Genomic DNA, 19,795 nt, shown 5'->3' on the forward strand with positions numbered 1-19,795 from the left:
CATTGCTTTTTAAACCCAGAGGCCATCATGACCCGTATCCAAGCCAATATGCTGTTGCTGCTGACCGCCGCCATATGGGGGGCTGGGTTCGTGGCGCAGAACCAGGCAATGGAGACGATGGGGCCGCTCTGGTTCGTCGGCACCCGCTTTCTGGTGGCATTCTTCGTCGCCCTGCCTCTGGCGATCTTCGAAGACCGTCGGGTGCAGGAACCTTTCCGCGGTCGCGAAGCCCTGACCTTCTTTGCAATCGGTCTGGCGCTGCTCGCCGGAGCCACCACACAGCAATTCGGCCTTCTGACCACAACGGTGACCAATTCCAGTTTCCTGACCGGGCTCTATGTCATCATCGTGCCGTTGATGAGCGTGATCTTCCTGCGGAAAATGCCGCACTGGATCATCTGGCCCGCCGCCATTCTGGCCGTATCGGGCATTTATTTCCTCTCGGGCGGTCAACTCTCCAGCCTGACCACGGGCGATCTCCTGACGGTCGTCTGTGCCTTCTTCTGGGGTTTGCAGGTCCTTCTGGTCGGCATTTTTGCACCGGGTAGCCGTCGCCCGATGGCGCTTTCGGCGATCCAGTTTCTCGTTTGCGGTCTCGGCGGTTTGCTGATGGCGATCGTGTTCGAACCGGTGAGCCTCGACGGGGTCATTCAGGCTTTGCCGGAAATCCTCTATGCCGGGGTTTTCTCCTCAGGCGTCGCCTTCATCCTGCAGGTGATCGGCCAGCGTTGGACGACGGCACCGCAGGCGGCGATCTTTCTTTCCAGCGAATCCCTGTTCGGCGCCCTGTTCGGTGCGATCCTACTGGGAGAGCGGATTGGTCTGATGGGCTATGTCGGTTGCGGGATGATTTTCGTCGCCATGATTATCGTCGAAGTGGTCCCGGAATTGCGGAAAAATTCCAAAAATGGCGTATCTACAACAGGTTAGACGCGTCAGGATCGCATTGCATTCGGCGGGGGTATTTTAGCACTTTCAACAACATGGCCACCTGAACGACAATTTCCAGTAACGCCGAAAGTTTTGCTTGCCAAAGCGCGGTAAAACAATCAGTGTAAGCGTCGTTCGGGCAATTTGCGAACAACGGGAAGACCTTGAGAATAGCGCGCCGGGGGCGTGAAAAACTCCGGGTGTATGCTTTGCAGGGAACTGCAAAGTAAACACGATAGTAGGACCTTTCCTCTCATGTCGAAATCTGCCTGTTTACGCCCATATTGGGCATAACTGACGACACTGAGCCGCGGTTGGCGGCAAGGAAAGGAATCGACTATGGCCGAAACGGGCACCGTAAAATTCTTCAATGCCGACAAGGGCTTTGGCTTTATCAAGCCGGACAAGGGCGGCTCCGACATCTTCGTACATATCACCGCTGTGCAGGCTTCCGGCCTGACCGGCCTGACCGAAAACCAGAAGGTCTCGTTCGACACCGAACCGGATCGTCGCGGCAAGGGTCCCAAGGCTGTTAATCTGCAGGTCACTGGTTGATCTCTTGACAGTTTGAAGTATTGGCCGCTGTTGGCTTGCCAGCAGCGGTTTTTTATTTGCTTTCTCTTGCTGCACATTGCCAAAGCCTGCGCTACGCCCGCGTCCGAAGCGCGGAGCGCGGAATGACACACCAGCGACCGCGGCGCATGCCACATTGTCGCCCTCTTCCGTTCAGATGACATTCAGGCAGCCGGTCTTAGCGTCCGGCATCAGATCTCGAGACCGGTCATTCTGGCCAGTCCAGGTCTATCGAGTTGAACCCGGCACCATCGGACCGGCCGTTTCGGCAGATGGAACCGGCTGAGAACAGGGAAAGATCATGAACGCGTTCGGCAAGACCCTCATTCTGTCCGCCGCATCGATTGCCGTCCTGGCATCGTCCTTTGAATTTGCCTCCGCCCGCGATCGCTACTGGCGCCACCCGCATGGCCGCCATGTCAACAATACCGCGATTGCCGCAGGCGTTATCGGCCTAACGGCGGGCGTCATTATCGGCAATGCAATTGCATCGGAACCGCGTGTGGTTTACCGGCCGCGCCCGGTCTACAGACCCCGCACCGTCATCGTCGATGAAGGCCCGGTCTATGATGAGGTCGAACCGGTCTATGATGAGGTCGAACCGGTCTATGTCGAGCCGGAGGCAAGACTTGAAGGACCTGTTGAGGATTTTGACAGCGATGAAGCCCCGATCGTCGAAAGACAGGATCAGGCCCGTGATTACTTTCCGGAAGCCCCTGCCCGCGAACGCATGACCCGCACTAATGTTGCGGATAGCAACGCGCTCGAACCATGGACGCCGGGCTGGCGCGCCTGGTGTGCGGAACGCTATCGCTCCTTCAACCCGTCGACTGGGACCTATCGTGGCTATGACAGCCGCGATCATTTCTGCACCGCCGGCTGATCATCGATCAAGGAACACGGCCGCCCTCCATTGCGAGGGCGGCCGTTTCGTTTCAAAGTCCGCGCAGGAAGGGATTGGTGCGGCGCTCGTCGCCAATCCGACTACCCGGACCATGACCGCAGATGAAACCGACCTCATCGCCAAGCGGAAACACCTTGTCGCGGATCGAATCGAGCAGTTGCTGGTGATTGCCGCCCGGCAGATCGGTGCGGCCGATCGAACCGTTGAACAGCACATCGCCAAGATGGGCGAAGTTCTGTTCCCGGTTGAAGAAGATAACATGGCCGGGGGAATGGCCGGGCGTGTGGTACACCTCGAACACATGCTCGCCGAACGATACGCGGTCACCGTCTTCGAGATATTTGTCTGGCGTGCAGTTGCGCATGCCGCTGGCGCCGAAAGCACCCGAGCGCGCCTCGATCTGATCCATGATCGGTTGATCCGCCTTGTGCGGTCCGACGATCTCAAGACCAAGAGCGTCCTTGAGTTCCATGGCGCCGCCGGCATGGTCGAGATGACCATGGGTGATCCAGATCTCTTTGAGAACGATGTTGTTTTCACGAATGGTCTGAAGGATCGTTTCCACATCCCCGCCCGGATCGACGATGACGCCTTCCATCGTGTCGGGATCGAAAAGCACCGTGCAATTCTGTTGGAAAGGGGTGACGGGAATAATCCCCGCCTGCAGTCTGGCCATGTCCTGATCCTTGGTCCTGTCACAAAAGATGGGCCGGATCATAGTGAATCGGAGTGCCTTGTCACGCCATCATTGGGCAACGAACCGTTTCCTATGGGCAGCACTTATACCAAGCGTCGATGATAGGAGCCGATTGCGCCGAAGCGATTTTGGTTTCCGGCGAGGAGAAAACCACAGACGGACCAGAAGGTCCGGCGCGGATTTTCGACGATGTCCGGAGGGCAAAAGCGCCCGGTCCTCCGGATGGGCCGGACATCCGTCCCCGACTTTGTCGCAATCCTCGACCGATGCCCCGGCATCGCTCTCCGGTATGCTCCTCGTCGGATGACGGCGTCCGGTCCCACGCAATCGGTTTCTATCATTGACGCTTGGTATTACCTGAGGCTGGCATACTGCTGGCCCTGCGAGGGCGAGGCGCCGACGCTGACCGTCGCGATAAGCAATCCGGCAACAGCCAACGAACAGCAGACCACGAGCGTGGCGACGGGACGGAGCGGATGTGCGGTGACGTTGGCTTGCATGATGGTTCCCCGAGTGAACTGTGTTGATTGGTCCGGTCTATAACGAATGGGCCCGCCAGGATGTTCCCGAGGGAACTCGGAAACGCTTTCCCGGTTGCGAAATCCGTAAAATCGTTCACTGAATGGGATTATGAGCCCTGTTCGGCTAACCCACGGAAGCGAAGAGGGCATGGGAGGAATATTTCTGAGGAGAACGCTGTTTTCCGACTGCATTTGCCGCTATCTATCCTAAAGATAGGTCAGCAAGACTGACGCATTGACGGAATGGGCGGAAGGCTCCGCCGCAACGGAAGGCTTTTGACGCGTGGCAGCCATGGCAGACGGAAAATCGAGCGAACAGGAGATCGTCCGCGACCGCATGACCGGCGGCGAGGAGATCGATTTTGAACTGATCGAGCTCTTGTTCTTTGCCTATCGCGACTTCATTTCCGATCCGGATGCCATTCTGTTCAAGAAAGGGTTTGGCCGCGCCCATCACCGGGTCGTGCACTTTGTCAATCGCAATCCCGGAATGACGGTGGCGGATCTGCTGGAGACTTTGCGGATCACCAAACAGTCGCTGGCGCGTGTCCTCAAGCAACTGATCGATAGCGGCTATATCTGCCAGCTTGAGGGTCCCGAAGACCGCCGGCAGCGACGGCTCTATCCGACGAAAGCCGGCCGAGCGCTCGCACTTGAACTCGCCAAGCCGCAATCGCGCCGTATTGCAAAAGCAATGTCGGGCCGCGAAAAGGATATGCGCGAAACCGTTCTCGGTTTTCTGGGTGGAATGCGCGATGGAGGAGACAAATGAATGAGATCGTGGCTACGGAGGATGATGCGCCACACCTTCTGGTCGTCGATGATGACAGACGCATTCGCGAACTGCTGCAGAAATTCCTGACCGGAAAAGGGTTTCGCGTTACCGTCGCAGCTGATGCAGGGGAAGCGCGGCGCAAGCTCGAAGGTTTGGAATTCGACCTGCTGATACTCGATGTGATGATGCCCGGCGAAACCGGCATCTCGCTCACCCGCGCACTCCGTGAGGTGCGCGCTATTCCCGTCATTCTTCTGACGGCACTGGCCGAAGCGGAATCGCGCATCACCGGGCTCGAAGCCGGCGCCGACGATTATCTGCCGAAACCCTTCGATCCGCGCGAACTGGTGCTCAGGATCAACAACATTCTCAAGCGTTCGATCAACGCGTCCAAGCCGAAGATCGACCAGCTCATTTTCGGTCCCTACACCTTTTCCCTCGTGCGGCGCGAGCTTCGCAAGGGCCCCACGCTCATTCCGCTGACGGGCCGCGAGCAGGACATCATGATGATCTTCGCGGCAAAGGCCGGCGAAACCATTCCGCGCCATGAGCTGTCCGGCAGCGGCGCGGATGTGGGCGAACGGACCATCGATGTGCAGATCAACCGGCTGCGGCGCAAGATCGAGGACGATCCCGGCAATCCGGTCTGGCTGCAGACCGTGCGCGGTATCGGTTACAAACTGTCGCTGGACCAGAGCGCATGAGCCTCGATCCCCAGGACATCCAGGAGGAACGTCAGGGACCCAGCCGCTATTCCGTTTTCACCCGCATCATGCGGCGCAACCTGCCGCGCGGCCTGTTCGGCCGTTCGCTGCTGATCGTCATCCTGCCGATGATCCTGTTGCAGACGATCGTCGCAGCAGTCTTCATGGAACGCCACTGGCAGATGGTCACCACGCGCCTGTCCTGGGCCGTGACCAGCGACATCGGCGCCCTGATCGATCTCTTGCACACCAAGACAACGCCGGTGGATGAGGCCGAACTGATTTCGATTGCCCAGAAACGCATGGGCCTGACCGTGACGCTGACCGACAATGCAACCCTTCCCGCCCCCAAGCCGGTCCCGCCCTTTTCCATTCTCGACACGACGCTGGCCCGCCAGATTACAGAACAGATCAAACGTCCGTTCTGGCTCAACACCAGCGATGAATCGAAATTTGTCGAGATCCGGATCCAGCTCAACAACAACCGGGTCATGACGGTTGTCACCCGCCGCGACCGGACCTATGCCTCCAACACCCATATCTTTCTCATCTGGATGGTCGGCGCCTCTTTGGTCCTGATCGCGATTGCCATTCTCTTCCTGCGCGGGCAGATCCGACCCATTCTGGCATTGGCCAAAGCCGCGGAAAGTTTCGGCAAGGGCCAGAAGCCGGAAACGCCTTACGTTCCGCGCGGGGCCGACGAGGTTCGTCGCGCGGGTCTGGCCTTCCTGCAGATGCGCGAACGGATCGAACGCCAGATGGAGCAGCGCACCGCGATGCTGACGGCCGTGAGCCATGATCTCCGAACGGTGCTGACGCGCTTTCGGCTGCAGCTCGCGATCGCCGAGACGCCCAAAGACATCGAGAACCTCAACCGCGATGTCGATGACATGAACCAGATGCTCGATGGCTATATGGCCTTTGCCCGCGGACAGGTGGACGAACAGCAGGGTATGCTGGATCTCGCCGCCCTTCTGGACCAGCTGAGGGAAGGCGCGGAACTGCACGGCAAGACTTATGAGAGCGCGATCTACGGACCGACGCAGATCATCGTCCGCCCCAACAGTTTTGGTCGTCTGGTCACCAATCTCGTTGCCAATGCCTGGCGCTATGCCGACCATATCCGGGTCGAGGCCCGGCGGACCGACCGTTTCCTGACGATCACCGTCGATGACGATGGGCCCGGCATTCCGGAATCCATGCGGGAGGAAGTGTTCAAGCCGTTCTTCCGCCTCGACGAAGCACGCAATCTCGATGATACCGGAACCGGGCTCGGCCTTGCGATCGCCCGGGACATTGCCCGCATCCATGGCGGCAACGTCACCCTTGCCGACAGTCCGCTCGGCGGCCTTCGCGCCATTATCCGCATCCCGATCTGATCGGAAACGCTAGCGCTGATACCGGCTGGAGGGAACCAGCTCGTGGAAACGTCGCCGCTCATTGAACCGCCGCCAGGCTTCGATCCGGCGCGGATAGAGAGCCCGCATCCGGTCCAGAGGCTGAAGTAAAGCGCCGTTTCGCTCCCAGTGCTGATCGAGGATCTCGATGATCCGGCGGTTGGGCCAGGGTTTGCGGACGATGCTCATGAAGGCCGAAAAAGCCTCGTCTTCCCGCCCTTCACCTGCCAGATAGGCCGCCATCGCATAGGCAAATGCCGTCGAGCGCGAAACGCCGGCATGGCAATGAACGAGAATCCTTGAGGTCTGCAGATCGAGCGCCGGGCGGACGGTTTCAAACAGGCTTTCGATCAGGCTGGGGAAATGCCCGGTCGCTTCCCGGTTTTCCTGATCGCGCAGACGCGCAACGATATGTTCGGCACCCATGATCGCCGGAATATGGCAATCATCCAGTTCCGGATCGAGCAGGGAGACGACGTGGGTCGCTCGCCATTCGGTCGCAATATCGGAAGCGCGCGGCAGACAGGATACCCGGATGCGTTCGGAAATCGTTCTGATCGGCATTTGATCAAGCCCCCTCTTCATCCCGGGACAGGATAGCCAGCCGAATTGGCCGAAATTGAGTCAGATCAGCTTGCGCCCGTTCGGGACATCCTGATCCGGTCGCGCCAGAACGATGGCACCGTCGGCATCCTCAAAGCCCAGAGTCAGCACTTCGGACCGGAACGGCCCAATCTGCCGGGGCGGAAAGTTCACCACACCCAGCACTTTACGGCCCACCAGGCTTTCCGGCGTGTAATGGACGGTGATCTGAGCCGAGGATTTCTTCAATCCGATCTCGGGCCCGAAATCGATCACCAGCTTGATCGCCGGCTTGCGCGCTTCCGGAAAAGGCATTGCCTCCACCACTGTACCGACACGAATGTCGACGCGCTCGAAATCGGCGTAGGTTATCTCCTCTGCCATGGGATCAGCTCGCAAGCTCCTGTGCGCGGGTGCGCGCCGCAGCGATCGCCTTATCGAAGACAGGCTGGATGCCGTTGTCTTCTGCCATCAGCACAGCGAGAGCGGCCGCCGTTGTTCCGGCCGGCGACGTCACATTCTTGCGCAATTGCGCGGCGTCGTCGGGCGACTGGTGAAGCAATTCACCAGCGCCCGACACCGTGGCCCGTGCGAGACGCATGGCGAGGTCCGCCGGCAGACCGAGTTTTCGGCCTGCCTCCGCCATGCACTCGACGAGGTAAAACACATAGGCTGGACCCGAACCGGAAACGGCGGTCACAGCATCGATCAGAGCCTCGTCGTCAACCCATTCGACGGGACCCGTGACCTTGAGCAACGTATCGACAAGCGTTCGGCGCGCCGCATCCACACCGGCACTCGCAAAAGCACCGGTAATGCCGCGCCCGACCATCGCCGGCGTGTTCGGAATGGTCCGGACCATCGGCACCGGACCGAGATGCGACTGGAAGGAGGAAATCGTCTTGCCGGCGACGACCGAAACCACAACCGTTTCCGCCCCGACGGCCGAACGATAGGATGGCAGCACCGCATCGAGCATCTGCGGCTTGACGGCAACGAAGAGAACCGAGGCTGTCACATTTTCGGGCAGCTCGGCGACGACAGTCACGCCGGCATCAACGAGACGCGACTGCATCGGACCCGACGCGTTGGGATCGATAGCGATGATCTTGTCCGCAGGAACGCCCGCCTTGATCCATCCGAGAGCCATGGCGCCACCCATATTGCCAGCGCCGATGAGAATGATCGGATTGGTCAGGACGATCGTCATGCTTCCCCCACGGTCTCGAACATCACGGCACCAACCGCGGATTCGCAATCCATGCCGGACCAGACAACGAACTGGAATGCCTGGAAATAGGCTTCGCAGGCATCAAGCGCCGACGACAGCAGCACTTCGACCTGGCGGCCAGTCGGTTCGACGCCACCACTCAGAAGCAACGACTGCCGGAAAATGACGGTATCGGCACGCGGCCAGACATCAAAATGACCCATCAGGATCTCGCCATTGATATGAGCGATCAGCTTGATCACCTCATTCAGGCGCGCATCCGGAACCTTGAGGTTGAAGGCACAGGACAGATGAAGTGTCTCGAACGTTTCCATCCAGGAGAAGGAGACATGGTAATCGGCCCATTTGCCTTCGACCGACATGGAAATTTCATCGTCCGCGGAACGTTCAAATGTCCAGTCGTTGGTGTCGGCGACGAATTCGATCATGTCCACGGGATGGGACTGTCGCTCGGCTTTCAAGTCAAAAAGGCTCATGCACCACCTAAAAAACGGAATCCAACACCATCGCGCACCATGAAAATAGAGCGCGACCGGCGAACCCGGAACTGAACTGGAATGATCCGCGTATCGACTTGGACATGATAGAGGCTCTAGCATGCCCGGAACTTGCGTGATCCGCTTCGAATCATCTTGTAAAATCAGTGTATAACGGCGGATTCAGGATAACAGTAGCGCGGACGGAAAAAACTGTGTCCGACCCTGGGACGCCTCTCATAATTCGATTCAAAAGCGAATGTTAAATGACTCCGCCACAATGGTTTTTCGGGCCTTTCCACAGGCCCGCATTGCATGTGCATAACGAAGAAAATGGGGCTGTGGATAACGCCAGGCCCCATTCCGCAGGCCGGTTACTTGGCCGAAGCCGCGAGTTTTTCCTCAAGCGCAGCAAGCCTTGCCTGAAGCGCTTCGTTTTCCTCACGTGCCTTGACCGCCATTTCGCGGACGGCTTCGAATTCCTCGCGCTTGACGAGATCCATGCCATTCAGCCAGCGTTCGGCCTGCGCCTTGAAGGCTGTTTCGAATTCGCGACCGACGCCCTGCACGGCTCCGGCAGCGTCAGTCATCAGTTTTGCGAAATCATCGAGAATGCGGTTCGGGCCAGTGGTCATGACGGTCTCCGGGGATGCGTTGGATATGGCTTTCGAGGTAGGAGCTTGCAGGCCCGGTTGCAAGAAAAATCCCCGCGCCGCGACGATTTTCCGCCCCGAAACACGCTCTACCCTGTCCTCGATTGACTTCCGTGGTATAAGCGCCCGTCTTTTGAAAACCGATGAGATCGTCGTGCCACCTATTGCAGACCTGCTCGCCCTGATGCCCTTCCCGGACATTCACCCGATCGCCTTTTCGATCGGACCGATCGACATCCGCTGGTATGGGATTGCCTATGTCGTCTCGATCACGCTCGGCTGGCTCTATGCGCGGCGCATCGTCACGGCCCCGTCGCTGTGGCGCGATGGCAAATCCCCCATCAGCGTCACCGACCTCGATGATTTCGTGCTCTGGGCTGCCATCGGCATCGTGCTCGGCGGCCGCATCGGCTATGTGCTGTTCTATGATCTGCCGGTCTATGCCGCCAATCCGTTGCGCGCGCTCGAAATCTGGAATGGCGGCATGTCCTTCCATGGCGGCATCACCGGTACCACCATCGCCATGATCCTGTTTGCCCGCAAGCGCGGCCTGCCGGTCTGGTCGCTGTTCGATGTCGTCTCGGCCGTCTGCGTGACCGGCCTCTTCCTCGTCCGGATTGCCAATTTCATCAATGGCGAACTCTGGGGCAAGGTCACCGACCTGCCCTGGGCCGTGATCTTTCCGGGTCAGGACCCGTTCGCCCGCCATCCGAGCCAGCTCTACGAAGCCGGACTGGAAGGGCTACTGACCGGCCTCGTCCTCGCCTGGCTGGTGTTCCGCCGCGGCGGACTGAAGACACCCGGCTTCGTCACCGGCGTTTTCGTCAGCCTCTATGCCGCCTCGCGCATCCTGGTCGAATTCGTTCGCGAACCGGATGCGCAACTCGGCTATCTCCTAGGCGACTGGCTGACCATGGGCATGCTGCTCTCGGTGCCCATGCTGCTTCTCGGCCTCTGGGCAATCTGGCGGGCGAAACGAGCGACGGTATCGCAGGCATGAGTGAAGCGACGAGAAACGAGATCGGCGCTCAGGAGACGCCACTCGCAACCCGGATCAAGGCGCTGATCCGGACCAATGGTCCGATCGGCATCACCGATTACTTCGCGCTCTGCCTCGCCGATCCCGATCACGGCTATTACAAGACGCGCGATCCATTCGGCCGCGGCGGCGATTTCGTCACCGCTCCCGAAATCAGCCAGCTGTTCGGCGAGATGATCGGCGTCTACCTCGTCCATGCCTGGCAGCAGCATCTCAAGCCGAAGCGCGATGTGCGGATCGCCGAGATCGGACCGGGTCGCGGCACGATGATGGCCGACATTCTGAGGACCATCGCCCGGTTGGCACCCGAGCTTCTGGAAATCGCGAGCGTTCATCTGGTCGAGACCAGCCCTCGCCTGCGCCAGATCCAGTCCGAGACGCTTGCGAACCATGCGGGCCGTGTGACCTGGCACGACAGTTTCGATGAATTGCCGAACGGCTTTCTGCTTCTGGTGGCCAACGAGTTTTTCGATGCCGTACCGATCCGCCAGTTCGTCAAGCTCGGCGCGACTTTCCGCGAGCGCTTCGTCGGGCTCGATGAGGCCGACCGGCTGACCTTTGCCGTTGGCGCCGCCGGCATCGATCCGTCCTACCTGCCGGAAAACTGGCGCCATATGCCGGACGGAACCGTCTTCGAAGTGGCGCCGGCGCGGCTTGCGATCATGCAGATGATTGCCGACCGGCTGTTCAACTCGGGCGGCAGCGCCCTCTTCATCGATTACGGCCATCTGCAGACCGGTTTCGGCGATACGCTACAGGCCGTCTACCGCCATGAATTCGATCCGCCGCTTGCCCATCCCGGCGAGGCGGACCTGACCAGCCATGTCGATTTCCAGTCGCTGGCCGAAATCGCCCTTGCCCGCTCCATCCATGTCAACGGCGCCATGAGCCAGGGCGAATTCCTGATCGCGCTTGGAATCGCCGAACGCGCCGGACGCCTCGGGCAAGGCAAGGATGCGGAACGACAGGAGGCCATCCGTCATGATGTGATGCGGCTCGTCTCTCCCGACAATGGCGGCATGGGCGAACTCTTCAAGGTGCTTTCGGTTTCCAGTCCGGCTGTGAAGCTGCAGCCCTTCGAAAGCTGATCACCGGGGACGGCGGTTGACATGGCGCGCATAGCCCTGCCATCATCCGCCCTGCTGCCGTGACGGACCGATGGAACCCGGCCGCTCGGCGCGAATCAATGGAATGGGGATACGGATTTATGGACAGCGGCAACCCGTCCGGGCTCTCGCCCCTTCGCGGCTCCCTTCTCGAACAGACTGTCGACAATGGCATCGCGCATGGCTTTTTCACCCGTGAGGGTGGCGTATCGGAAGGGATATATTCCGGCCTTAATGTCGGCCTTGGTTCAGACGACCACCCAGACCATATCCGAACCAATCGCACCCGTGTTGCACGCTGGTTTGGTCGCGAACTCGACAGTCTCGCAACCCTGCACCAGATCCATTCAAACGATGTGGTGACCGTAACGGAACCGACCGGAGACAGACCGAAGGCTGATGGCCAGGTAACCGACCGTCCCGGCATCGTGCTGGGTGTGCTGACTGCCGATTGCGGACCGGTTCTGTTTGCCGATCCCAAACGGGGCATCATCGGCGCCGCCCATGCCGGCTGGAAGGGCGCCTTCGGCGGTGTCCTGGAGAATACGATCGAAGCCATGGTGGCTCTCGGCGCCGATCGCGGCAATATCGTCGCAACGCTCGGCCCGTCGATCACTCGCCACAATTACGAGGTCGGCCCGGAATTCTTCGCCCGCTTCATCGAAGCCGATCCGTCACTCGAACGTTTCTTCACCCCATCGGACAAGGAGGGCCACAAGATGTTCGATCTTCCGGCACTCACCATCTGGCGCCTCGAAAAGGCGGGCATTTCGGCCGAGCATCTCGATACCTGCACCTATGCCGACGAAGCTCGGTTCTATTCCTATCGCCGGACCACCCATCGGGGCGAACCCGATTATGGACGACAGATCTCCGCAATCATGATCAGGGAGGCGTGAATGGCACTCCATTTCTCGCGCGACGAATATTCGGCCCGGCTGAACCTTCTGACGGCACGGATGAAGGAGGAGAAACTTGATGCCATGCTGCTTTTCGCGCAGGAAAGCATGTATTGGCTGACCGGTTACGATACGTTCGGCTACTGCTTCTTCCAGACCCTCGTCGTCAAGGCGGACGGGCAGCTGGTGCTGCTCACGCGCTCGGCCGATCTCCGGCAGGCGCGCCAGACATCGATCATCGAGGATATCCGTATCTGGGTCGATCGCACCAATGCCGATCCCTCCATCGACCTCAAGAACCTGCTGGTCGATCTCGATCTTCTCGGCTGCCGCATCGGCGTCGAATATGACACCCACGGCTTGACTGGCCGCAATGCGCGGCTTCTCGATCACCAGCTGGCCTCGTTCGGCACGGCTGTGGATGCATCCTACATCGTGAGCGCCCTCAGACTGGTTAAAAGCCCGGCGGAGATCGACTATGTGATCAAAGCCGCCGAACTGGCTGACGCGGCCCTGACCGCAGCACTGCCACTCGTCAAGCCCGGTGCCGACGAGGCTGATATCCTGGCCGCCATGCAGGGTGCGATCTTTTCGGGCGGTGGCGATTATCCCGCCAACGAATTCATCATCGGCTCGGGAGCCGATGCGCTTCTCTGCCGCTACAAGGCCGGAAGGCGGAAGCTCGATCCTGTCGATCAGCTGACGCTCGAATGGGCCGGAACCTATGCGCACTATCATGCCGCCATGATGCGCACGATCGTGATCGGCAAACCGACCGATCGCCAGAAGGAGCTCTACGCTGCGGCACGCGACGCGATCGAGGCGATCGAACAGGTGCTGATCGTCGGCAATACGTTCGGCACGGTCTTCGATACACACGCCCGCATCATGGACGAGCGCGGCCTTGCCCGTCATCGTCTCAATGCCTGCGGCTATTCTCTTGGCGCCCGTTTCTCGCCGTCATGGATGGAACACCAGATGTTCTATGCCGGCAATCCCGAGCCGATCCTGCCCGGCATGTCGCTGTTCGTGCATATGATCATCATGGATTCAGAAACCGGAACCGCGATGACGCTTGGCCAGACCTATCTGACAACCGATGACGCTGCCCGCCGGCTCTCGGCCCTGCCCCTCGACATGATAACCGTCTGACACCGAGAATTGAGGAATTGACAGGATCCGCGCACCGCTTTCATAAAGTTGTCATCGGCGGCGAATCCGTCGCCGGGGAGTGAGGGATCCATGCTGCGCATCCGCCACCTCGTCGCGATACTGGCTCTGACCGTGCTGGGTGCCTGCAACAGCACCGACGCGCTGACGCCGCAGGCCGAAATCCCCGGCCAGGACACCAAGGCCGAAAAGCAGGTGACGGAGAACCAGCCCGTCGCACCGGCACGGGAACCGGTTTCTCTTGCTGAAGACAATGCGACGCTTGGCGAGGATCCGCCCACCAACAGTCTGCCGCCGCAAAACACGTTCGAGGCGCAGGCGCAGGCGCTCGAACGGGGCGAGCCGAACCCGTCTGCAACGCCGCCCGAAGACAATGGCGGTCTGGGCGCCAATCTCTACAAGACCACCGAAACGAAACCGTCGAGCAGCATCTATTCCACCAATCGCATCGCCGCTCAGGGAACGATCCGCTTCCTGCCGATCATCGGTGCACCGGTTCAGGCGGTCACGCCGCTGTCGCGCGAGCTCGGCAATGCCGCCCGATCGAACGGGTTGACGATCAAGAGTTCGGGCGATCACAGCGCCCAGCATGTGCTGAAAGGCTATCTCTCCGCTTTCGTCGATGGCAAGAATGTGACCGTGACCTATGTCTGGGATGTGCTGGACGATGCCGGCAACCGGCTTCACCGCATCCAGGGACAGGAAAGCGTGCCGGCTTCCGGGGACGATCCCTGGTCGGCCATTCCCGCCGAACTGATGCAGGGCATCGGCGTCACAACGATCGCCGAATATATGAAATGGAAGAGTTCGGCCGGCTGACGGTCAACATCGCCCGATTTTTGCGCCAATGCGGTCCAATTCTTGACAAGCTGCTTCGTTAACGCTCGTTAAATTTTGGTAATTTCGGAGGCGATCAGTCGTGATCCAGGCGAGCATCAGGCGTAACCCCGAAGGCGAGAACGCCACAATCGAGATATCCGGCGACATTCCGGAAGGCGCTGTCTTTCAGTTGCGTGACAAGGAAAGCGGCAAATATCTCAGCCGTCGCGGCTGGAATAAGAACGCGACCGCCCTGCCAGCAATCATCGAGCGAACCGAAGATCGCGTGACGCTTACGATCGCAGCCGATCTGGTCGCCCGAATTGCCAGCGACACGGCTCTCGTTCTGTCCGAAACCAACAGCGCACAGGAATTCGAATTCACCTGGCCGGCCCGCCCCGAAGGCGAAGCAACTCAGAACGAATCTGAAGAGGCTAACGCGGACGACGAAGCCGCCTCAGAGACCGGCCAGCCGGAGACCGAACCCTCCAAAGCCGATGCGAGCCACGCGGCAGCCGATGACACGGCGGATCAAACACCCGCCGCAAGCGATGAAACCGCCGCCAAGACGGAGGCGGACAGATCCAGCGCATCGGCTGGTGACAAGAAATCCGACAGCGCGATCGATGCGGCCGTGGATTCGCTCGAACCCTCAATTTTTGGCGATCTTCTCGAGAGTTCCGACAAGGCAGAGGCCAAATCCGATGCGCCGGATCCTGCAGCTCTGGATGCTTTTCCGGAACAGCCAGCCTCCACAAAGCGGTTCTCCTGGCCAGCCCTCGCTATCGCGGCATCGTTGTTCTTCGTGATCGGCGCCGGCATCGCCTATTTTGGCCTTGCCGGGCGAATCGAACAGGCCGTGCAGACCGCATCACGGGCCTGGCAGCAGGAACGCCAGTCGCTGATCAGCAAGCTCGACGAAAAGGAAAAGCAGGCCGCCGGCCTCATCGAGCCGAAAGCGACGTCGGATACGACCTCTGATGAAAGTGGGGCCCTTGCGACCGTCACCGCAGAACGCGATGCAGCGTTGAAGCAGGTAGAAGATCTGAAGGCGCAGGCAGCGACGCTTGAAGCCTCCCTGTTGGAACAGAAGGCTGCGATGGAGAAGATGGCGTCCGGCGAAAGCAGTGACGCCGCTCAGACAATCGCCGCACTCGAAAAACAGATCCGGCAGAGTGAGGAAGCGTTGGGCACGCGCCAGTCAGAGCTTGAGAAGGCGAAGGCCGATCTTGCCAGCGCCCAATCCGAACTCGCCGCGCTCCGCAAGAGCAATGACGAAGCGGCAGCGGCAGAGGATGCTGAACAAGCTGAAGCCATCAAGGCTGCCAACAGCGAGCGCGATACGGCCAATGCCAAGCTCGCCGAGACCGAACAGCAGCTCAGAGACCAGACTGCCAAGCTTTCCGTCGCCCAGGCGCAGATCCAGACGCTCGAAACGCTTGCCGCGAAATCGACCGGCGCCGATCTCGAAAAGACTGCTCTCGCCGAAAAGCTCGAACAGCTCAACCAGACCATCGAAGCCAACAAAACCGAGCTCGAACAACGCCAGAAGGCGCTTGCCGAAGCGCAGGACATGCTGGCGGAAGCCCGCGAACAGGTCGATACCGCCACCCGTCGCTATCAGGAACTCGCCGACAGCCGTGCCGAAGCCGCCTCCGCTCCGGCCGCCAATAATGGGGCGTCGGACGAAAAGCTCAACCAACTGCAGAAGGAACGGGATCTCTACGCCAAGGAGCTGGAAGCGGTGACGGCCAAGCTGGCCTCCGTGATCAGCGAAAAGAAGATCGCCGAACAGAAACTCGCCTCGGCGGCGCCAGGCAACGCCTCTTCACAGAGCGACGGAATCCAGTCGAAACGTCCGCTTTGGGGCGCGACTGCCATTGATGCCAACGGCACCATCTACGCCGTCCAGAACCAGATCTCGGAAAAAGTGGCGCGTGAAAATGCGGTTGCGATCTGCGAGGGCAAATCCAACTCCTCCTGCGAGCCGCTGTCCACATTCGCCGATGCATGCTTCAGTCTGGCGCGCTTCAAGGGCGAAGGACCGGCCAATGACAATTTCGGCTATGTGGTGCACAAGAATGCCAAGACATCGGCTGCCGGTGCGCTGGCAAAATGCCGAGGACAGGGGCTCGAATGCGACCTTCGTTTCACCACCTGCTCGCCCGACACGCTTGGCGATGTTGCGGCGCAATGAAATCGACTGTTGCCGATTGGTCGTAAAGTCGAAAGAGCATGAGGGAAACTTAAGGAAAATCCGCAACGCCCCTTGCATTCACGGGAAAGCCCGGTATTAAGCCGCCATCCGGCACAAAAACAGGCGGGCCAAAATGAAGGTTTTCGCGGGCAACTCCAATCGGCAGCTGGCCGAGGCGATCTGTTCCTACTTGAACGTCCCTCTTGGCAAGGCAAGCGTGCGGCGCTTTGCGGATCAGGAAATCTTCGTTGAAATTCAGGAAAATGTGCGCGGCGAGGATGTGTTCGTCATCCAGTCGACCTCCTATCCTGCCAACGACAACCTGATGGAACTGCTGATCATGATCGACGCTTTCCGTCGATCCTCGGCACGCCGCATCACAGCCGTGCTGCCCTATTTCGGTTATGCCCGCCAGGACCGCAAGCCCGGCCCGCGCACCCCGATTTCGGCCAAGCTGGTTGCCAACCTGATCACGGAAGCCGGCGCCGACCGCGTTCTGACGCTCGATCTTCATGCCGGCCAGATCCAGGGTTTCTTCGATATTCCGACCGACAATCTCTATGCGGTTCCGATCCTGGCCCGCGACGTCAAGGCCCATTACAACCTTGACAATGTCATGGTCTGTTCGCCGGATGTCGGCGGTGTGGTCCGTGCCCGTTCGCTTGCCAAGCGGCTTAATGACCGCAATCTTGCAATCGTCGACAAGCGCCGCGAACGCGCCGGTGAATCGGAAGTCATGAACATCATCGGTGAAGTGGAAGGCAAGGATTGCCTGCTGATCGACGATATCGTCGATTCCGGCGGCACCCTCTGCAACGCCGCCGATGCCCTGCTCGCCAATGGTGCAAGCAGCGTCACGGCCTACATCACGCATGGTGTTCTGTCGGGCGGTGCCGTCAACCGCGTCGCCGCTTCCAAGCTCAAGGAACTGGTGATCACGGACTCGATCCAGCCGACCACCGCGGTTCTCTCGGCCAACAATATCCGCGTGATCTCGACGGCATCCCTGATAGGCGAAGCCATCAACCGCACCAGCCTCGAAGAATCGGTTTCGAGCCTGTTCGATTGATTTCGAACGCTCAGCCGATCGCCTTCAGGGCAGGCTTTGCCTGCTCTGATGACTGGACGCGTTCAAGCGCGGCCGTCGGCTCCAGCGGCCTGCCGAAATAATATCCCTGCATGAGTTCGCAGCCGAGCGAACTGAGGATATTGGCCTGTTCAGCCGTTTCGATCCCCTCGACAATACAGGTGCAATCGAGGTTGCGGGCAAGGTCCATGATCGTACGGACAATGTTGCGCGCCACGCCGTTGCTGTCGATCTCGCGGACGAAACTCTGGTCAATCTTGATTTTCGAGATCGGCAAACGGTGAACCTGGCCGAGGCTGGACTGTCCGACGCCAAAATCGTCAAGCGCTATCCCAATGCCGAGCTCTCGGATCCGTTCGAGATTGCGAAACGCCTCGTTGAGATTTTCCAGCATGGCCGTCTCGGTCAGTTCGAGAATGAGGCGATGCGGATCGAACCGGCTCTCCTCCAGAATGGTCAGAAGCCGTGTCAGGGTCTGCGTCGAGGAAATATCCTTGGCCGAAAGATTGAAGCTGAGCAACAGATGCGATGGCCAGCGTTCCGCTTCAACCAGCGCCTTGCGGAACATGACCTCGCTGAGCCCGCCCATCAGGCCGCACCGTTCGGCAACCGCGATGAAGATATCGGGGCGGACAGAACCCAGCGCCGGCGTCGTCCAACGCGCCAGGGCCTCGAAACCGTAGATGCCGTTGGCCCGGACGGACCAGAGCGGCTGGAAGACAACGGACATTTCCTTGTCGAGATCCGCCGCCCGCAACTCCTGTTCGACAAGGCTGCGATAGGCGATTTCGGTAGCAAGGGCGCGCGTGAAGAGAACGCACGTTCCCCGTCCCGCCTGCTTGGCATGATAGAGCGCATGTGCGGCACGCTCGAACAGCTCCTGCGCTGCCTGGCCACCATCCGGAAAAACGGCAAAGCCGGCAGACGCACCAACGCGGGCCGCCACGCCTGGCAGATGAATGGGCTGGCTCAATTGCTGAATGACTTCAGCCACATTCTCCTGCAGGGTCGCATCTGCCGGGGCATTGGTAACGATGAAACCGAACTCATCACCGCCAAGACGCGCAATATGCACTGCATTGCCACAATGGTTTTCCAGTCGCCGCGCAACCTCGATCAGAACCTTGTCGCCTGCCGCATGGCCATAGGCATCGTTGACCGGCTTGAAGCCATCAAGATCGAAGATACCGACAGCGAGCCGGCCACCGCTGGTTTGCGCCTTTTCGAGCTCGATATCGAGCTGGGCAAGAAACCAGCGACGATTGGCAAGGCCCGTGAGACTGTCCGAATTGGCCAGCTTCTGGTTTTCGGCCAGCAATCTCTGCATATCCTGCTGTTTCTGCAGAACCTTTCTACGGGAATCGATCAGCTGGGAAAAATCGCGAAAGTTGGCATTGAGGACATATATGACGGTGGCGATCACCAGCAGTAGATTGATCGCAATCGCCTGGAAGACCACGACACCCGTCATCAGGAAGAAAAGCGCAAACGGCGTCAACACCACGATACCGAGAATGAATGCCGCCGCACGCAAATGCATGAGGCAAAACATGCATCCGATGATCGTGACGCCGATATAGAAGGCAATGTGGCTGTCATGCAACTGATCGCCATAGCCATAAAGACTGAGGGCCCAGCCGCAGAAGGCGAATCCCAGAGCGATCGAAAGCAACGTTGTGGAGCGAAGCCCGGCGGCGGCTTCTTCTGGCGAAATCACCACGTTTCGTTGGCGAAGCCAATGGACCACACGAACGAAACAGATGACGTAGAAGGCCATCGGAACCCCGACCGCAAGCCAAAGCGGCGCAGCCACGATGTGCGTCAGGGAGAGCGCGAGCGTGTTCGCTACAAGCATCACATAGAGCAACGGCACCTGCTTGCGAAACGCAGAATATTGCGCAACCACCAGCTCCGGTTGGTCACTGGGTATTGAAAAGACGTTTTTCAATGCGGCAAGCATCAAGGATCCCCAACGTTAGAGATCCGTGATATCAGGATTACATTAAACGAGGCTTAAACAAGACCAATAGATCTC

General features: G+C 59.5%; 21 protein-coding genes. 13 read left to right on the forward strand and 8 right to left on the reverse strand.

Going from position 1 to position 19,795, the window contains the following annotated elements:
• Positions 1 to 27 precede the first annotated feature (27 nt).
• From Q4481_RS09515 to Q4481_RS09525, 3 genes are all read left to right on the forward strand, one after another.
• Positions 28 to 930: a DMT family transporter gene (locus tag Q4481_RS09515; protein WP_304376124.1), complete on the forward strand. Its 903-nt coding sequence runs from the start codon at positions 28 to 30 to the stop codon at positions 928 to 930.
• A gap of 339 nt (positions 931 to 1,269) precedes the next feature.
• Positions 1,270 to 1,485, forward strand: a complete 216-nt coding sequence (locus tag Q4481_RS09520; protein WP_304376125.1) for a cold-shock protein — start codon at positions 1,270 to 1,272, stop codon at positions 1,483 to 1,485.
• A gap of 319 nt (positions 1,486 to 1,804) precedes the next feature.
• Complete coding sequence (locus Q4481_RS09525) at positions 1,805 to 2,386, forward strand: BA14K family protein (RefSeq protein ID WP_304376126.1); 582 nt, start codon at positions 1,805 to 1,807, stop codon at positions 2,384 to 2,386.
• Between the two features lie 52 nt (positions 2,387 to 2,438).
• Here the strand turns inward: Q4481_RS09525 and Q4481_RS09530 are convergent, their stop codons facing one another.
• Both Q4481_RS09530 and Q4481_RS09535 read right to left on the reverse strand, forming a co-directional pair.
• Entirely contained in the window at positions 2,439 to 3,083 is a 645-nt protein-coding gene (locus tag Q4481_RS09530) for an MBL fold metallo-hydrolase (RefSeq protein ID WP_304376127.1), read from the reverse strand.
• Positions 3,084 to 3,457: 374 nt separating this feature from the next.
• Entirely contained in the window at positions 3,458 to 3,604 is a 147-nt protein-coding gene (locus tag Q4481_RS09535; RefSeq protein ID WP_304376128.1) for a hypothetical protein, read from the reverse strand.
• A 313-nt stretch (positions 3,605 to 3,917) separates the two neighbouring features.
• Between Q4481_RS09535 and Q4481_RS09540 the strand changes: the two genes are divergently transcribed.
• From Q4481_RS09540 to Q4481_RS09550, 3 genes are read left to right on the forward strand one after another with little or no spacing between them, the layout of a single operon-like run.
• The gene (locus tag Q4481_RS09540) at positions 3,918 to 4,397 is read left to right on the forward strand and encodes a MarR family winged helix-turn-helix transcriptional regulator (RefSeq protein ID WP_377353986.1); all 480 of its coding nucleotides are present in this window, start codon (positions 3,918 to 3,920) and stop codon (positions 4,395 to 4,397) included.
• Positions 4,394 to 5,104: a response regulator gene (locus Q4481_RS09545; RefSeq protein ID WP_304376129.1), complete on the forward strand. Its 711-nt coding sequence runs from the start codon at positions 4,394 to 4,396 to the stop codon at positions 5,102 to 5,104. Before Q4481_RS09540 ends, Q4481_RS09545 begins: the two co-directional genes overlap by 4 nt.
• Entirely contained in the window at positions 5,101 to 6,483 is a 1,383-nt protein-coding gene (locus Q4481_RS09550; protein WP_377353984.1) for an ATP-binding protein, read from the forward strand. Before Q4481_RS09545 ends, Q4481_RS09550 begins: the two co-directional genes overlap by 4 nt.
• Positions 6,484 to 6,492: 9 nt before the next feature.
• On the opposite strand, the gene Q4481_RS09555 is transcribed toward Q4481_RS09550, so the two are convergent.
• The 5 genes from Q4481_RS09555 to Q4481_RS09575 all read right to left on the reverse strand — a co-directional run bounded on the left by Q4481_RS09555 (position 6,493) and on the right by Q4481_RS09575 (position 9,425).
• The gene (locus tag Q4481_RS09555) at positions 6,493 to 7,065 is read right to left on the reverse strand and encodes a protein tyrosine phosphatase (RefSeq protein WP_304376130.1); all 573 of its coding nucleotides are present in this window, start codon (positions 7,063 to 7,065) and stop codon (positions 6,493 to 6,495) included.
• A 60-nt stretch (positions 7,066 to 7,125) separates the two neighbouring features.
• Positions 7,126 to 7,467 carry a tRNA-binding protein gene (locus Q4481_RS09560; RefSeq protein ID WP_304376131.1) on the reverse strand — a complete coding sequence of 114 codons (342 nt, stop codon included), beginning with the start codon at positions 7,465 to 7,467 and terminating at the stop codon, positions 7,126 to 7,128.
• A 4-nt stretch (positions 7,468 to 7,471) separates the two neighbouring features.
• Positions 7,472 to 8,293: a pyrroline-5-carboxylate reductase gene (proC, locus tag Q4481_RS09565; RefSeq protein ID WP_304376132.1), complete on the reverse strand. Its 822-nt coding sequence runs from the start codon at positions 8,291 to 8,293 to the stop codon at positions 7,472 to 7,474.
• Positions 8,290 to 8,790, reverse strand: a complete 501-nt coding sequence (locus Q4481_RS09570) for a type III secretion system chaperone family protein (protein ID WP_304376133.1) — start codon at positions 8,788 to 8,790, stop codon at positions 8,290 to 8,292. Before Q4481_RS09570 ends, proC begins: the two co-directional genes overlap by 4 nt.
• A gap of 374 nt (positions 8,791 to 9,164) precedes the next feature.
• Positions 9,165 to 9,425, reverse strand: a complete 261-nt coding sequence (locus Q4481_RS09575) for an accessory factor UbiK family protein (RefSeq protein WP_304376134.1) — start codon at positions 9,423 to 9,425, stop codon at positions 9,165 to 9,167.
• Positions 9,426 to 9,597: 172 nt separating this feature from the next.
• Here Q4481_RS09575 and lgt point away from each other — a divergent pair, with 172 nt between their 5' ends.
• From lgt to Q4481_RS09610, 7 genes are all read left to right on the forward strand, one after another.
• Complete coding sequence (gene lgt, locus Q4481_RS09580) at positions 9,598 to 10,443, forward strand: prolipoprotein diacylglyceryl transferase (protein ID WP_304376135.1); 846 nt, start codon at positions 9,598 to 9,600, stop codon at positions 10,441 to 10,443.
• The gene (locus Q4481_RS09585) at positions 10,440 to 11,570 is read left to right on the forward strand and encodes a class I SAM-dependent methyltransferase (RefSeq protein ID WP_304376136.1); all 1,131 of its coding nucleotides are present in this window, start codon (positions 10,440 to 10,442) and stop codon (positions 11,568 to 11,570) included. Before lgt ends, Q4481_RS09585 begins: the two co-directional genes overlap by 4 nt.
• 119 nt (positions 11,571 to 11,689) lie before the next feature.
• Complete coding sequence (gene pgeF, locus Q4481_RS09590; RefSeq protein ID WP_304376137.1) at positions 11,690 to 12,487, forward strand: peptidoglycan editing factor PgeF; 798 nt, start codon at positions 11,690 to 11,692, stop codon at positions 12,485 to 12,487.
• Entirely contained in the window at positions 12,488 to 13,639 is a 1,152-nt protein-coding gene (locus Q4481_RS09595; RefSeq protein WP_304376138.1) for a M24 family metallopeptidase, read from the forward strand.
• Between the two features lie 90 nt (positions 13,640 to 13,729).
• Positions 13,730 to 14,476, forward strand: coding sequence for a hypothetical protein (locus Q4481_RS09600; protein ID WP_304376139.1), 747 nt, complete (start codon positions 13,730 to 13,732; stop codon positions 14,474 to 14,476).
• Positions 14,477 to 14,576: 100 nt separating this feature from the next.
• A complete protein-coding gene (locus tag Q4481_RS09605) occupies positions 14,577 to 16,673 on the forward strand; it encodes a DUF4189 domain-containing protein (RefSeq protein ID WP_304376140.1) in 2,097 nt (698 codons plus the stop codon).
• A 133-nt stretch (positions 16,674 to 16,806) separates the two neighbouring features.
• The gene (locus tag Q4481_RS09610) at positions 16,807 to 17,742 is read left to right on the forward strand and encodes a ribose-phosphate pyrophosphokinase (protein WP_304376141.1); all 936 of its coding nucleotides are present in this window, start codon (positions 16,807 to 16,809) and stop codon (positions 17,740 to 17,742) included.
• Positions 17,743 to 17,752: 10 nt separating this feature from the next.
• On the opposite strand, the gene Q4481_RS09615 is transcribed toward Q4481_RS09610, so the two are convergent.
• Positions 17,753 to 19,666 (reverse strand): putative bifunctional diguanylate cyclase/phosphodiesterase, encoded by a 1,914-nt coding sequence (locus Q4481_RS09615; protein WP_304376142.1) that lies wholly within the window; start codon positions 19,664 to 19,666, stop codon positions 17,753 to 17,755.
• Positions 19,667 to 19,795: the final 129 nt, after the last annotated feature.

Source organism: Fluviirhizobium alvei, from assembly GCF_030551875.1.
Classification (GTDB): Bacteria; Pseudomonadota; Alphaproteobacteria; order Rhizobiales; family Rhizobiaceae; genus Rhizobium_E; species Rhizobium_E alvei.